The sequence below is a fragment of the Pantoea sp. Acro-807 genome, from assembly GCF_011752675.1.
In the GTDB taxonomy this organism is placed as follows: Bacteria; Pseudomonadota; Gammaproteobacteria; order Enterobacterales; family Enterobacteriaceae; genus Pantoea; species Pantoea eucrina.
The window spans coordinates 1-13,621 of sequence record NZ_VWXE01000001.1 but is presented as its reverse complement, the minus strand read 5'-3'; the positions used below and the strand labels follow the sequence as shown (position 1 = coordinate 13,621).

The following is a 13,621-nucleotide window of genomic DNA, read 5'->3' as shown; positions in this document are numbered from 1 at the left end:
CCGCCGCAGCGGGTTTGGCAGCTGTGTCGGATGGAGATGAGCAGAAATCAGCCGGGAACAATTATGATTCAGAGCAACATGGCCCCGCAGGGCATGGTCGTCACCCCCCATCATCTGGCGAGTGAAAGCGCCCTTGCCGTACTGCGCGACGGCGGCAGCGCACTCGAAGCGATGGTCGCCGCCGCCGCAACCATTGCGGTGGTCTATCCGCATATGAACGGGCTGGGCGGCGACGGCTTCTGGCTGGTGGTGCCGCCTGAAGGGGAACCCGTTGCGATTGATGCCAGTGGCGCCGCCGGCTCGCTGGCGACAATGAGTTTTTATCAGGGTCGGCAGACGATCCCGCATCGCGGGCCGGAAGCGGCGCTGACCGTCGCCGGCACCGTCAGCGGCTGGCAGGAGGCGCTGACCCTGTCACAGGAGCTGGGCCATGCGCCGCTGCCGCCACACCGTCTGCTGCGCGATGCTATCCGTTACGCTGCCGACGGCATACCGGTTACCGCCTCGCAGGCGGCCGCTACCGCCGCAAAAGCGCCTGAGCTGCAGCATCAGCCCGGCTTTGCCGCCACGTTTATGCCGGACGGCGGACCGCCACAGCCGGGCAGCCGCTTTACCCAGCCTGCGCTGGCGGCCACGCTCAGCCAGCTGAGTGAAGAGGGGCTGGAGAGCTTTTACCGCGGCCGGCTGGCGCGGTCGCTGGCAGATGACATGCACGCGCTGGGGATGCCGGTCACGCTGAACGATCTGCAGCAGCATCGCGCCCGGCGCTGCACCCCGCTCCACCTTGCACACAGCGAAGGCGATATCTGGAACATGACGCCGCCGACGCAGGGGCTGGTGTCGCTGGCGATTCTGGGTATTACCGATCGTCTGGATATGGCGCAGGCTGATGAAGCTCAGACGCTGCACCGGATTGTGGAGGCGACCAAGCAGGCGTTCAGCCTGCGCGATCGGCATATCACCGATCCGCGCCATAGCGATACCGACGTGCAGGCGCTGCTCAGTGCCGATCATCTTGCCAGCCTTGCGACCAATATTGATGACCATCGCGCCGCGCCGTGGGGAACCGGACGCGGTCCGGGCGATACCGTCTGGATGGGCGCCATCGACAGCAGCGGGCTGGCGGTCTCTTTTATTCAGAGCATCTACCACGAATTTGGCAGCGGCGTGGTGCTGCCAGGCAGCGGCATCACCTGGCAGAATCGCGGCGCGGCGTTCAGCCTGCAGCCCGATCATCTGCTGGCGCTGCTGCCGGGCAAGCAGCCGTTTCACACGCTTAACCCTGCTGCCGCCCGCCTGAAAGATGGCCGGGTCATGGTGTATGGATCGATGGGCGGAGATGGTCAGCCGCAGACGCAGGCGGCCATTTTTACCCGTCACGTCATTCAGGGTATGCCGCTGCAGCAGGCGGTCAGTGCGCCACGCTGGCTGCTGGGGCGCACCTGGGGCGAGGCCTCTGACTCACTCAAACTGGAAGCGCGCGTGGCGCCGGAAACGGTGGGTCGGCTGCGTCTGCTGGGTCATCAGGTTGAGCTGCTCTCTGACTTCAGTGAAGTGGTAGGCCATGCGGGCGCCGTAGTGCGCCACACCAGCGGCATGCTGGAAGGCGCTTTCGATCCGCGCAGCAACGGCAGCGCAGCCGGTTTTTAACAGGAGAGACTCATGACCGAATCCGCAGAGTGGGCGAACTATGTCGCTCAGATGGAGCAGATCCTCGCACTGGATCTGGATGACGCACGTCGTGCTGAGCTGCAGCTGCAGCTCAGCCGGATTGCGGCTATAGCCGCGCCGCTGATGGCGCTGCCGCTGGACGATCGCCTGGAAGTGGCCGGGGTATTCCAGCCATGCGCCTGACATCATTATCGATCGCAGCGCTGCAGCGTGCGCTGCAGCAGGGTGAAATCGGGGCCGCTGAGATTGCCCGCCATACGCTGGCGGCGATTGAGCAGCATAACCCGGCGCTCAACGCCTGGACGGCGATCACCGGGCAGCGCATGCTGCGCGAGGCTGAAGAGCTTGACCGGCAGCGCCTGCGCGGTGAAACGCTGCCACCGCTGGCGGGTATTCCGTATGCGGTAAAAAATCTGTTTGATGTAGCCGGCCATACCACGCTGGCGGGTGCCAGCCTGTTTAGCACGCGGGCGGCGGCGCGTGCAGACGCCTGGGCGGTCAGCCGGATGCGTGAATCGGGCGCGCTACTCTCCGGTATGCTGAACATGGATGCCTACGCCTATGGCTTTACTACCGAAAACAGTCACTATGGCGCCACCTGCAACCCGCGCGATATCACGCGCATCGCCGGTGGATCATCCGGCGGCTCAGCCGCCGCGGTAGCGGCCGGACTGGTGCACTTTTCGCTCGGCAGCGATACCAACGGCTCGATTCGCGTACCGGCGTCGCTGTGCGGCATCTTCGGCCTTAAGCCCACCTTTGGCCGCCTGTCGCGCAGCGGTACGCAGCCGTTTGTCGCCAGCCTCGATCATATCGGCCCGTTTGCCCGCTCGGTTGAGGATCTCAGCCTGGTTTATGATGCGCTGCAGGGCCGCGACGCAGAGGATGCGTTTCAGCTGACGCGGCCGCCGGAGTTGGTCAGCGACCGCCTGCAGGCGGGCAGCGACGGGCTGCGCTGCGCGACGCTGGGCGGTTTTTTTACCACCTGGTGCAATGATGAGGCGCGCGCGGCGGTAGCGGTAGCCGCCAGCGCGCTCGGCGCGGCAGAAGAAGTGACGCTGCCCCAGGCCGAACTGGCGCGCGCGGCCGCGTTTATCATGACCGCGGCGGAAGGCGGCAATCACTATCTGCCCGCTCTGCGCACCCAGCCAGAACGCTTTGAGCCGAATTCACGCGAACGCCTGCTGGCCGGCGCGATGCTGCCCGCCGCGTGGTATGTGCAGGCCCAGCGTTTCCGGCGTCACTTCCAGCAACAGGTGCTGCCGCTGTTCGACCATTATGACGTGCTGATCGCCCCCGCCACGCCCTGTACCGCCACCACCATCGGCCAGGAAACCATTCACATCAACGGTCAGGATTTGCCGACACGCGCCAGCATGGGCATGCTGACGCAGCCGATTTCGTTCGCTGGCCTGCCGGTATGTAGCGTACCGCTGCTCACCGCCAGCGGCTTACCGATTGGCGTACAGCTGATTGCCGCGCCGTTTAACGAACAGCTGGCGCTGCGCGCCGCCTGGGCGCTGCAGCAGCAGGGCCTGACTTACGATCAACCTACTTTAATGGATATCTGATAATGACGACGGACAGGATAAACGATCCGGATACCGTTGCCGCCGTAAGCGCTGCATTTTATCGCTACGAGCAGGCGCTGGTGAGCAATGATGTCGCGGTGCTGGACGAACTGTTCTGGCACGACGCGCGTACCGTCCGGCTGGGTGCCGGAGAGAATCTGTACGGGATTGAGGAGATTCGCGCCTTTCGCGCGGCACGACCGTCAAAAGGGCTCGATCGCACGCTGCGCAATACGGTGATCACCACGTTTGGCGATGACTATGCGGTGTGCAGCACCGAATTCACCCGCGAGGGAACGGCGCGTATCGGACGGCAGCAGCAGACGTGGGTGCGGCTGCCGCAGGGGTGGCGCATTGTGGCCGCGCAGGTCAGCCTGATGAGTGAGTAAGCGCGTCAGCCCTCACCCCTGCGGTGAGGGCATTATCAGGGCGCGGGATGTACCGTCATCCAGTGATCGGCAATCTGCTGGCGGGTGCAGATCCACACCTTTTCATGCTGCTGAATGTGATCAAGAAAAAGCTGCAGCGCGCGGAATTTTCCCGGCCGCCCCAGCAGGCGGCAGTGCATGCCGACCGACATCATTTTCGGGGCGCGCTCTCCTTCTTCATACAGCACATCAAAGGTATCACGCAGGTAGGTGAAGAAGTGTTCGGCGGTGTTGAAGCCCTGCGCCGTGGCGAAGCGCATGTCGTTGCACTCCAGCGTATAGGGGATGATCAGATGCGGTTTGACGGTGCCATCCTGACGTGTGACCTGGGTCCAGAACGGCAGATCGTCACCGTAATAGTCGCTGTCGTAGCTGAAGCCGCCCTGCTCTGCGACCAGCCGGCGAGTGTTCGGACTGTCCCGCCCGGTATACCAGCCCGTCGGCGCTTTGCCAAACAGTTCGGTCAGCACGTCGACCGCCTGCTGCATATGCTGCCGTTCGGTTTTCGCATCCATTCCCTGGTAGTGGATCCAGCGCCAGCCGTGGCTGACCACGTCATAATCCGCCGCTTTAATCGCGGCGACAATTTCCGGATGCCGCGCCAGCGCCATCGCCACGCCAAACACCGTCAGCGGCAGACCACGCTTCTGAAACTCATGATGAATGCGCCAGAAACCGGCACGCGACCCATACTCATACAGGGAATCCATCGACATGTGGCGATCGGCGTAGCTGGCTGCGCCAATGATATCGGACAGAAACTGCTCCGAACCGGCATCGCCATGCAGCACGTTGTTTTCTGCGCCCTCTTCATAATTGAGTACGAACTGTACCGCCACCCGGGCGTTATCGGGCCACTGCGCATGCGGCGGCTGGCCACCATAGCCGATCAGATCGCGCGGATAATTTTTGTTGAAGCTGTACTCTTTCTTTTCAGATGCGTCATTCATTCAGTCAGTTCCTGTTGTCACACCTCAGCCAGACCTTAGTTTAGGTGCTGAAAGGCGCCGCTGAGGGGTTTTTGCAGCGGATAAGCGAGATCGCCATGCTTGCTGGTGCCCAGGCCAAGCGCCACCAGCGCCTCTATCATTTTTACCGCCGCGCTGACGCCATCGATCACCGGCATATCCAGTTCGCGGGTCAGATCCTGCGCCAGCGACGCCATGCCGCCGCAGCCCAGCACAATCGCGCCGCTGTTATCTTCACGTTTTGCCTGAATGCAGCGCGCCCGGACTTTCTCCTGCGCCACGCCGCTGCCATCCTCCAGCGCCAGTACCGGCAGATCGATGGCGTGCAACGCCGCACAGTGGTGCGTAAAACCATACTGCTGCAGCAGATGGCGGGCGATCACCAGCGTACGCGGCAGCGTGGTGACGATGGTAAAGCGCGTCGCCACCAGCGTGGCGGTATGCATTGCCGCTTCGGCAATACCGATTACCGGGCCGCTGGCCAGCTCGCGCGCCGCCAGCAAGCCGGGATCGCCAAAGCAGGCGATCACATGGCCGCTGACGCCCTGCGCTTCGCCACGCTTAATCTGCTCCAGTACGCCGATCGCGGCTATCGCCTCATCAAAGTGTCCCTCTATGGAGGGTACGCCCTGCTGCGGACAGACCGCCAGAATGTCCGTGCCCGGTGCCGCCACGGCGCGCGCGGCCGCACCAATAGTTTCAGTCATTGCCAGGCTGGTATTGGGGTTGATCACCTGTATCAGGCTCATGATAGGGCTCCTTTATGACCGGCAAATAACCGGCTGAAATCGGGCAGCGTTTCACCGCTGCGCTCAAAGTGCAGGCTGGAGAGAATGTGGTCGAAGTGGTGCGTCAGCGCCTCAGTCAGCGCAGGCAGCGCCCGCTGGCGCAGCAGATCGACCAGCCTGTCGTGATGATCGCAGCGGCAGCCGTGCTGCCAGGGCGTGCCCCAGGCGGCAATCACCAGCGATGAGCGCTGGGTCAGGCGCGTGATGATATCGGTCAGCACCTGATTGCCGGATATCGCCTGCAGCTGGATATGAAACGCGGCTGAAAGACGAATGGCAGCCGCGCCGTCATTCTGCTGATGCGCCTGCTGCTCCTGCGTGATAATCGCCTCCAGCGCCGCGAGGTGTGGCGACTGCAGATGCGTCAGTACAGCGGGCAGGTTGGCGCACTCCAGCATGCTGCGCGTGGCAAAGATATCGCGTGATTCCGCCACATCGGGCGTGCTGACCTGTGCACCACGTCCGGGCGACAGCGTGATCATCTGCACCGCCGCGAGGCGCTGCAGCACTTTACGAATGCCGGTACGGCTGACGCCAAACACCTCTGCCAGCGCCTCTTCAGGCAGCTTGCTGCCCGGCGGAAGCTGATGCTCAACGATGGCACTAAGCAATGCCTGAAAGATCGCTTCATCTTTTTCAAACGTCACAGCGCGCGGCTTCACTGCGGATTCATAATTCATTACCTGCTCCGGAAAATAGCTGACTGCCAGATATCGTATACACTCCTTTCATTTTTTGTATACAACAAATCACTTCTGGCCTGGATCCTGCAATAGCTCTTTAAACGGTGAATATTTTCCCCATCATGGTGAGAGGAGCAGGTTTCATGCCAATTCATACTGAAGTGACGCCAGCGCAGGCTGATGCCCGCGCGGCCTATAGTCCACGCCTGTGTAATGAGGATCTGGCTCCGACGCGCCAGCAGAACTGGACGTGGTACAACATCTTTTCTTTCTGGATGTCCGATGTGCATAGCATGGGCGGGTATGTGGTTGCCGCCAGCTTTTTTACGCTGGGGCTGGCAAGCTGGCAGGTATTGCTGTGTCTGCTGGCCGGGATCGGTATTGTGCAGCTCTGTGCGAATCTGGTGGCAAAACCCAGCCAGATGGCGGGCGTGCCCTATGCGGTGATCTGCCGCCAGGCATTTGGCGTATTCGGCGCCAATATTCCGGCCGTGATCCGCGGACTGATCGCGTTTGCCTGGTACGGTATTCAGACCTATCTGGCGGCGAATGCCCTGATGCTGGTTCTGCTGAAGTTCTTCCCGGCGCTTAATAGCATGACGCAAAGCAGCTGGCTGGGGCTGTCGCTGCTCGGCTGGTGCTGCTTTGGCATCATGTGGCTGCTGCAGGCGATGGTGTTCTGGCACGGCATGAACGCCATTAAGCGCTTTATCGACGTGGCGGGTCCGGCAGTCTATGTCGTGATGGTCGCGCTGGCGGGCTGGATTGTATACAAAACTGGTCTGGCGGGTATCTCTTTTACGCTGGCCAGCAAATCACTGAGTGCCGGCGAACAGACCTGGCAGATGATCACTGCAACCGCCCTGGTCGTCTCCTACTTTTCCGGTCCTCTGCTTAATTTCGGCGACTTTTCGCGTTACGGCAAAAACATGAGTGAAGTTCGCCGCGGCAACCGCTGGGGATTACCGTTTAACTTCCTGCTGTTCTCCGTGGTTACGGTAGTGATTGTCTCCGGCACCCAGTCGCTGTTTGGCAGAATGATCACCGATCCGATTGAGACGGTAAGTATGGTAGGCAACGACCTGGCCGTCGCTATCGGCCTGCTGACCATGATCACCGCCACCATTGGTATCAATATCGTGGCGAATTTTGTGTCACCCGCCTTCGATTTCTCTAACTGCTCCCCGCAGAAGATCAGTTTCCGCACCGGTGGCATGATCGCCGCGGTGGGTTCCGTGCTGCTGACGCCGTGGAATCTGTTTCAGTCACCTGAACTGATCCACTATACGCTGGATGTGCTGGGCTCGTTTGTGGGCCCGCTGTTCGGTATCCTGATTGCGGATTTTTATCTGATTAAAGGCGGCAGCGTAAGCGTTGATGACCTGTTTAACGCCACGCCGCAGGGACGTTACTGGTACCGCAACGGCTTTAATCCCAAAGCGATCGCGGCGCTGCTGCCGGCGGTCGGGATCTGCCTGACGATAAGTTTTATTCCGGCGCTGCATGCGGTAGCTAACTTCAGCTGGTTTATCGGTGTGGCGCTGGGGGCAGGCTGCTATCGCTGGCTGGCGCGGGCAGAACGGGTCGTACCGGTCTCGTATCGTCCGGAAGCGACGCTGCAAAAAGAGGGTGTATAGTGCTGGCTGAATAGCAGACAGCAAAAAGCCGATTCATTTCTGAATCGGCTTTTTTAAATAGATTGGCGGAACGGACGGGGCTCGAACCCGCGACCCCCTGCGTGACAGGCAGGTATTCTAACCAACTGAACTACCGCTCCGCGCTTTGTTCCCCGTCGGGAACGAGGCGCATATTAATGGCAGCCCCCTCCCCCGTCAACGCTTTTTATATCAAAATGACACGTTTGCCGCTTTTTTCAGCTCGCCGCTGTTTTTAGCAGCAAAATCAGTGCATCAGACGCGCCACAGACAGCTGCCACCTTTTTTTGTGACCAGATCGAGGCGGCTTTCGTGCGCCATGACTTCTTCATCACTGGCATTAATCACGCGCAGGCCTGAACCGGGGCGGCTGATACGCTGAATATGCTCCCCTTCAGCCTGATTACGCTGGTCGCCCTCCATGGAAAATGCCAGCGACGTCTGACCGCCGGTCATGGTCAGGAAGACTTCCGCCAGAATTTCGGCATCCAGCAGTGCGCCATGCAGCGTACGTTTGCTGTTGTCGATTTCATAACGGTTGCACAACGCATCCAGGCTATTACGCTTGCCCGGAAACATTTTACGCGCCATCGCCAGGCTGTCGGTGATTTTGCAAAAGCTTTCAGTTTTGCCGATATCACGCTGCAGCATGCCAAACTCATAGTCCATAAAGCCGATATCAAACGAGGCGTTATGGATCACCAGCTCAGCTCCGCGAATATAGTCGAGAAACTCATCGGCTATCTGCGCAAAGGTGGGCTTGTCGGCCAGAAACTCATCGGCGATGCCGTGAACACCAAACGCTTCCGGGTCCACCAGCCGGTCGGGCCTGAGATACATATGGAAGTTGTTGCCGGTCAGGCGACGGTTGATGACTTCAACCGCACCGATCTCAATGATGCGATGCCCCTCATAATGAACCCCGATCATGTTCATGCCGGTGGTTTCAGTATCGAGGACAATCTGGCGGTTATTTGCAGTGATCATAGGGCTCGTTTTGTGTCAGACTTGGCGTTTTTTCAGAGGGAAGTCTACCAGAGATGCGCAAACAGGTAGAAATTTTCACCGACGGTTCCTGCCTTGGTAATCCGGGACCGGGCGGCTATGGGGCTATTGTACGCTATCGCGAGCATGAAAAGTTATTCAGCGCGGGCTATCGCCTGACCACCAACAACCGTATGGAGCTGATGGCGGCCATTGTCGCCTTAGAGGCGCTGACGCAGCCGTGCGACGTGGTCATCAGCACAGACAGCCAGTATGTCCGCCAGGGCATTACCAGCTGGATCCACAACTGGAAAAAGCGTGGCTGGAAAACCGCTGATAAAAAAGCGGTTAAGAATACTGACCTGTGGCAGCGTCTGGATACGGCGCTCAGCACCCATACCATTAAATGGGAGTGGGTGAAGGGGCATGCCGGCCATCCGGAGAATGAGCGCTGCGATGAACTGGCGCGCAGCGCTGCCGGTAATCCGGCACTGGAAGACATTGGCTATCAGGTTGCATCCTGATCCTGCGTTTCGCGAAACTGACGCGTAGCGTTTACTACCGGACGCAGCTGCGCACTGCTGCGCGCCGTTTTCATTTTAGCTGGCGTAAGCGGGAACGTGCGCTTGCGGGCCACCACGATGTTCAGACACCCCAGAGCGGGCAGATGCGCACTGATCATCCTGCCCCCCTGTCGATGCCACGGCACCACCTGAAAACGCGTGCGGTACACCACTTCATAATTCAGCAGGCTCAGCCAGTCCAGCAGACGCACCTGGCTGAACATTCTGCTGTTCCAGGGCGCTCGCCGGCTCAGACCCGGAATCGCTTTGCTAATCCCCAGCAGGCTGAAAGGATTGAAGCCGCTGATAATCAGCCAGCCATCATCAATCAGCACCCTGTCCACTTCGCGTAACACGCGGTGCGGATCCTGCTCCCATGCCAGCGTGTGCGCCAGCAGGCAGGCATCGATTGATTTAGACTCAAACGGCAGCTGAGCAACGCTGGCGAGCACCTGCAGTGCGTCGCCCTCACTGCCAACATTGACCTGATGAGATATGGCACACTGGCTGGTATTGATTTCTGCGCTCAGGCTGCCAATTTTTAGCATATGGAAGCCATAAAGCCTCGCCAGCCAGGGCTGTAGCTGCTGGGTTAACGCATCGCGAAAGTACTCTCCCCAGGGCATATCATTCCAGGTGCGCGGCGCGGTCAGGATCTGGCGTGTTTTCGCTGGCTTCATGCTCTACCATCTTCCTTTAAGACAACCAGAGAGGTGTTTATGAATCTTACCAGTATTCCCGCATTAACGGATAACTACATCTGGACGCTGACCGATGACGCCGGCAGCTGCCTGATTGTTGACCCCGGTGAAGCCCGGCCGCTGATTGAAAAAATTGAAGCCAATCGCTGGACGCCGGTGGCTGTTCTGCTGACACATCATCATCAGGACCATACCGGCGGGGTTGCTGAACTGCTGCAGCGTTATCCTCAGCTTGAGGTATATGGCCCTCAGGAAACGGCGGCTAAAGGCGCGCAGCATATTGTTCATGAAGGTGAAACCGTTACGCTGCTCGGCCTGCCTTTTCAGGTCATCGCCACGCCGGGCCACACTTTAGGACATATCTCATATTACAGCGCACCTTATCTTTTCTGCGGCGATACGATGTTCTCAGGCGGCTGCGGACGACTTTTTGAAGGTTCAGCAGAACAAATGTTCCATTCCTTTCAAAAACTTAATCAACTTCCCGCCGATACGCTTATCTGCTGCGCACATGAATATACTTTATCTAACATGAAGTTTGCTGCTGCAATTTTACCCCATGATCCGAAAATTCTGGCCAGATATCAGGAAATTAAGGATTTACGGGCAGAAAATCGCACTACTTTACCGACAAAACTGGCGCTGGAACGTGAGATAAATTTATTTTTACGCACACAAGATGCTGATTTACAAAAAGCTTTAGCAATTAATGTGGAATCCGCCCCGTTATGGCAGACTTTTGCTGAATTGCGTAATAAGAAAGACCAATTTTAATTTTTTGGGTTGTGTTGTGCCGGTACGTCACGTATAGTTGCTCGTCTTTTAAGCGAACTACTGACACACACATGAAGGCTAAAGCGATATTATTACTCGCCTCAGTCTTGCTGGTCGGATGTCAGGCATCACGGAATGACGCCAATATCCCCGCTCAGCATGCACAGAGCCTGTCTTCAGCTGGTCAAGGTGAAAATGGAAAGTACGGAAATCGCTTGTTGTCGCCGCGCTGGCAAGATGATGGAACCAGCCTCGCAGAAGACACCGATCTCTGGAATCTCATTAGTGACGAGTTGAAGATGGGGATCCCGGAAAATGCCCGGATCCGCGAACAGAAAACAAAGTTTTTAAAAAATAAGAGCTATCTCCACGATGTAACATTACGGGCAGAGCCGTACATGTACTGGATTGTCGAGCAGATACAGAAACGTAAAATGCCGATGGAACTGGTACTGCTACCCATAGTGGAGAGCGCTTTTGACCCTCACGCAACCTCTTCCGCCAATGCCGCAGGCATCTGGCAGATTGTTGCGCAAACGGGCAAAAATTATGGTCTGAAACAGAACCGCTGGTATGACGGACGCCGTGATGTGGTGGCCTCAACCAAAGTAGCACTGGATATGATGCAGCGTTTGAATCGCATGTTTGATGGCGACTGGCTACTGACGGTGGCAGCCTATAACAGCGGCGAAGGACGCGTGTTGAAAGCGATGAAGCAGAATAAGGCACGGGGTAAGCCGACTGACTTCTGGCATTTATCACTGCCGCGCGAAACAACCATCTATGTCCCGAAAATGCTGGCTTTAAGCGAACTGCTCAAGAACAACAAGCGTTACGGCATTAAACTGCCAGCCCCTAATGAAAGCCGCGCGCTGGCGCGTGTGGAAGTGGGACAGCAGATGCAGTTAACTCAGGCTGCAGAAATGGCGGGTATGTCGCTCAGTAAACTGAAGACATTTAACGCCGGGTACAAAAACGGCACGACTGCGCCAAACGGTCCGCACTATATTATGGTGCCTAAGTCCAACGTGGCACAGCTGCGCAACTCTCTGGCCTCCGGAGATATTGCCTCCGTGCAGCCTGTTGAACTGGCTAAAGCCAGCGCAGCCGGTAACAGCTACAAAGTACGTAAAGGCGACACGCTATCCGGTATCGCCAGTAAGCTGGGTGTCAGCATGAGCTCGCTAAAACAGCAGAACAATCTGCGCAGTGCGGCAGTGCGTATCGGCCAGACCCTGACGGTTAGCGGTACGACAGCAGCATCGCAGTTGGCAGATAACGGCAACAGCATCACCTACCGCGTTCGTAAGGGTGATTCTTTTGCCAGTATTGCAAAACGTCACGGCGTTAACACGCAGGACGTAATGCGCTGGAACAGCGACGCGAAGGATATACAGCCGGGTGATAAGCTCACTCTGTTTGTTAAGAATAGCGCAACGCCAGATACCTGATGCACTGAAAAGGCTGACATTTGTCAGCCTTTTTTCTTTATCGGCATAGCATCATCTATAGCAGTGCCGGCCAGAGCGTCTCGTCGTTACAGGCGGGTGCGTTTAGCGCGCAACAGTGACGGGGTTAAACTCTACCAGCAGCGGATTATGATCGGAGGCACGGGTGACCAGCACCGCTGCTTCACTCACTTTCATATCCCGGTAAAAGACAAAGTCGAGCGGCCGGCCAAACGCTTTACGCCGGTGATCGTCTGTAAACGCCACTTCCCGCAGAGACATGGCGCGGGCAAAGCGATAGAGCGCGTTCATCCGCTGACGACTCCATGCATTAAAGTCCCCTGCCATTATCACCGGGCCACGGTGATGCCGGATCTGCTCTCCTATAGGCCCCAGCTGCTTACTGTATACGTCCACACCCAGACTGAAATTAACCGCATGGATATTCACTACCATCAGCATATCGCCGGTTGGCAGAGGGTATGCAGTGACCAGCGCGGATTTTGCCAGCCTTAGCAGCGGCTCGCGCTCGCGCAACGGGCAGCAGTAGACCGGATGCGCCGATGCGAGCGTCATCACCCCTGACGGGTGCTGAGGCAGCACAAAAGCGGGCACCTGATCGGCTGCGAGATAATTGCTGGTAGCAAACTGGATCAGTTCAGGCGTGGTTTGCGCCTCCTGCAGGAGGACCAGATGGGCATCACGACCGAATCCCTGCAACACCGACATCCAGTCAGCGCGCTGCTGCTTGAAGATGTTCCATACCAGCACCCGCAGGGTGGGATCGGCCGGCAGCGGCTCCCCTGGCGGCAGACCCTGACCCAGATGCAGCATCGCACCCGGCGGAAAAATTCGCTCCGCTGGCTGGCCTGCTATATAGCGCATTGCATAGGTTTTCTTTCGCACTTTACCGCCTGGCTGATAACAACAAAAAGTTCACACTGACTGTTATAGGGATTTTAGCGCGGGGTTTCAATTCGTGGTATCGAATGTCGGAATTCACCTCACGACAAAGCTTCACAATGCCGGAGGGAAAAAGAGAATATGAAAAAGCCCTGACTTTAACAGTCAGGGCTTCTCAATATAGTGGCGGAACGGACGGGGCTCGAACCCGCGACCCCCTGCGTGACAGGCAGGTATTCTAACCAACTGAACTACCGCTCCACCGATTCTTTACTGCCCTCAGGACCGCGCCTGAAGCCAGGTGTTTCGCCCTCTCCGCGTCACCGGGAGGTCACGACCAGAAAGTCTGGTCTTAATTGGATGCCTGGCAGTTCCCTACTCTCGCATGGGGAGGCCCCACACTACCATCGGCGCTACGGCGTTTCACTTCTGAGTTCGGCATGGGGTCAGGTGGGACCGCCGCGCTGTGGCCGCCAGGCAAATT

At 58.1% G+C, this 13,621-nt stretch carries 14 protein-coding genes, 2 tRNA genes and 1 rRNA gene; 8 read left to right on the top strand and 9 right to left on the bottom strand.

What is annotated here, in order from left to right; genetic code table 11:
• The first annotated feature begins 63 nt into the window (after window positions 1-63).
• From F3J39_RS00085 to hpxZ, 4 genes are read left to right on the top strand one after another with little or no spacing between them, the layout of a single operon-like run.
• Complete coding sequence (locus F3J39_RS00085; RefSeq protein WP_039385720.1) at window positions 64-1,650, top strand: gamma-glutamyltransferase family protein; 1,587 nt, start codon at window positions 64-66, stop codon at window positions 1,648-1,650.
• A gap of 12 nt (window positions 1,651-1,662) precedes the next feature.
• On the top strand, window positions 1,663-1,854 hold the full coding sequence (gene hpxX, locus F3J39_RS00080; RefSeq protein ID WP_039382827.1) for an oxalurate catabolism protein HpxX: 192 nt from the start codon (window positions 1,663-1,665) through the stop codon (window positions 1,852-1,854).
• Window positions 1,845-3,242 (top strand): AtzE family amidohydrolase, encoded by a 1,398-nt coding sequence (locus tag F3J39_RS00075; RefSeq protein ID WP_039382825.1) that lies wholly within the window; start codon window positions 1,845-1,847, stop codon window positions 3,240-3,242. The genes hpxX and F3J39_RS00075 overlap by 10 nt, the downstream gene beginning before the upstream one ends.
• A gap of 2 nt (window positions 3,243-3,244) precedes the next feature.
• Window positions 3,245-3,631: an oxalurate catabolism protein HpxZ gene (hpxZ, locus tag F3J39_RS00070; protein WP_039382822.1), complete on the top strand. Its 387-nt coding sequence runs from the start codon at window positions 3,245-3,247 to the stop codon at window positions 3,629-3,631.
• A 35-nt stretch (window positions 3,632-3,666) separates the two neighbouring features.
• Here hpxZ and puuE read toward each other — a convergent pair whose 3' ends face one another.
• Genes puuE through F3J39_RS00055 form a run of 3 tightly spaced genes read right to left on the bottom strand, consistent with a single transcriptional unit; the run spans window position 3,667 to window position 6,106 of the window.
• On the bottom strand, window positions 3,667-4,620 hold the full coding sequence (gene puuE, locus F3J39_RS00065; protein ID WP_071668478.1) for an allantoinase PuuE: 954 nt from the start codon (window positions 4,618-4,620) through the stop codon (window positions 3,667-3,669).
• Window positions 4,621-4,655: 35 nt separating this feature from the next.
• Window positions 4,656-5,387 (bottom strand): allantoin racemase, encoded by a 732-nt coding sequence (gene hpxA, locus F3J39_RS00060; protein ID WP_039382816.1) that lies wholly within the window; start codon window positions 5,385-5,387, stop codon window positions 4,656-4,658.
• On the bottom strand, window positions 5,384-6,106 hold the full coding sequence (locus F3J39_RS00055) for a GntR family transcriptional regulator (protein WP_166713730.1): 723 nt from the start codon (window positions 6,104-6,106) through the stop codon (window positions 5,384-5,386). The genes hpxA and F3J39_RS00055 overlap by 4 nt, the downstream gene beginning before the upstream one ends.
• Window positions 6,107-6,252: 146 nt before the next feature.
• Here F3J39_RS00055 and F3J39_RS00050 point away from each other — a divergent pair, with 146 nt between their 5' ends.
• The gene (locus F3J39_RS00050; protein WP_039382812.1) at window positions 6,253-7,746 is read left to right on the top strand and encodes an NCS1 family nucleobase:cation symporter-1; all 1,494 of its coding nucleotides are present in this window, start codon (window positions 6,253-6,255) and stop codon (window positions 7,744-7,746) included.
• A gap of 63 nt (window positions 7,747-7,809) precedes the next feature.
• Here the strand turns inward: F3J39_RS00050 and F3J39_RS00045 are convergent.
• Together F3J39_RS00045 and dnaQ are read right to left on the bottom strand one after the other, a co-directional pair.
• Window positions 7,810-7,886, bottom strand: a tRNA-Asp gene (locus F3J39_RS00045).
• 133 nt (window positions 7,887-8,019) lie between these two features.
• Entirely contained in the window at window positions 8,020-8,751 is a 732-nt protein-coding gene (gene dnaQ / locus F3J39_RS00040; protein ID WP_065650060.1) for a DNA polymerase III subunit epsilon, read from the bottom strand.
• Between the two features lie 53 nt (window positions 8,752-8,804).
• On the opposite strand from dnaQ, the gene rnhA reads away from it, so the two are divergent.
• A complete protein-coding gene (gene rnhA / locus F3J39_RS00035; protein ID WP_094112073.1) occupies window positions 8,805-9,272 on the top strand; it encodes a ribonuclease HI in 468 nt (155 codons plus the stop codon).
• On the opposite strand, the gene F3J39_RS00030 is transcribed toward rnhA, so the two are convergent.
• Window positions 9,257-9,991 carry a class I SAM-dependent methyltransferase gene (locus F3J39_RS00030; RefSeq protein ID WP_094112074.1) on the bottom strand — a complete coding sequence of 245 codons (735 nt, stop codon included), beginning with the start codon at window positions 9,989-9,991 and terminating at the stop codon, window positions 9,257-9,259. The genes rnhA and F3J39_RS00030 overlap by 16 nt on opposite strands.
• A gap of 39 nt (window positions 9,992-10,030) precedes the next feature.
• Between F3J39_RS00030 and gloB the strand changes: the two genes are divergently transcribed.
• The gene (gloB, locus tag F3J39_RS00025; protein ID WP_071668474.1) at window positions 10,031-10,786 is read left to right on the top strand and encodes a hydroxyacylglutathione hydrolase; all 756 of its coding nucleotides are present in this window, start codon (window positions 10,031-10,033) and stop codon (window positions 10,784-10,786) included.
• A gap of 71 nt (window positions 10,787-10,857) precedes the next feature.
• Window positions 10,858-12,237: a murein transglycosylase D gene (mltD, locus tag F3J39_RS00020; protein WP_039382798.1), complete on the top strand. Its 1,380-nt coding sequence runs from the start codon at window positions 10,858-10,860 to the stop codon at window positions 12,235-12,237.
• Window positions 12,238-12,339: 102 nt separating this feature from the next.
• Here mltD and F3J39_RS00015 read toward each other — a convergent pair whose 3' ends face one another.
• The 3 genes from F3J39_RS00015 to rrf all read right to left on the bottom strand — a co-directional run bounded on the left by F3J39_RS00015 (window position 12,340) and on the right by rrf (window position 13,615).
• Window positions 12,340-13,140 (bottom strand): endonuclease/exonuclease/phosphatase family protein, encoded by an 801-nt coding sequence (locus F3J39_RS00015; RefSeq protein WP_071668473.1) that lies wholly within the window; start codon window positions 13,138-13,140, stop codon window positions 12,340-12,342.
• A 181-nt stretch (window positions 13,141-13,321) separates the two neighbouring features.
• A tRNA-Asp gene (locus F3J39_RS00010) sits at window positions 13,322-13,398 on the bottom strand.
• A gap of 101 nt (window positions 13,399-13,499) precedes the next feature.
• A 5S ribosomal RNA gene (gene rrf / locus F3J39_RS00005) occupies window positions 13,500-13,615 on the bottom strand.
• Between the last annotated feature and the right edge of the window lie 6 nt (window positions 13,616-13,621).